Annotated in this window: 1 protein-coding gene; it reads right to left on the bottom strand. The window is 69.2% G+C overall.

Annotation, left to right across the window (positions count from 1 at the left end):
* Window positions 1-519, bottom strand: a 519-nt coding sequence (locus AC1DN0_RS41345; RefSeq protein WP_477146645.1) for an efflux RND transporter permease subunit, incomplete at both ends; no start/stop codon positions are given.

Genomic DNA, 519 nt, shown 5'->3' with positions numbered 1-519 from the left:
GCCACAGCGTGCGCCCGCGGTGGCGCAGCGCGGCGTCCACCCAGCCCAGGTACCAGACCATCAGCCTCGAATCGGGCTTCTCCTCGCCATGCGGCTTGAGCAGGTAGGCGGCCATCATCGGCGTGAGCAGGCGTGCCACCAGCAGCGAGAACAGCACCGCGGTGGCCGCGGTCCAGCCGAACTCGCGGAAGAACTTGCCGGCGATGCCGGGCATGAAGGCGACCGGCACGAACACCGCCGCCAGGGTCAGCGAGGTGGCGATCACCGCGTTGCCGATCTCGCCGGCCGCCTCGCGCGCGGCCTCCAGCGGCGGCTTGCCCATGCGCAGGTGGCGCACGATGTTCTCGATCTCCACGATCGCATCGTCGACCAGGATGCCGACCACCACCGACAGCGCCAGCAGGGTGATCATGTTCAGCGTGAAGCCGAAGAAGTACATCACCGCGAAGGTGGGGATGATCGACAACGGCAGGGCCAGCGCCGCCACCCAGGTCGCGCGCCAGTCGCGCAGGAACAGCC

It is taken from the genome of Cupriavidus sp. 05N39, from assembly GCF_056397325.1.
Note: the sequence above shows the minus strand (reverse complement) of the source record. Positions and strands in the feature narration are given on the sequence as shown.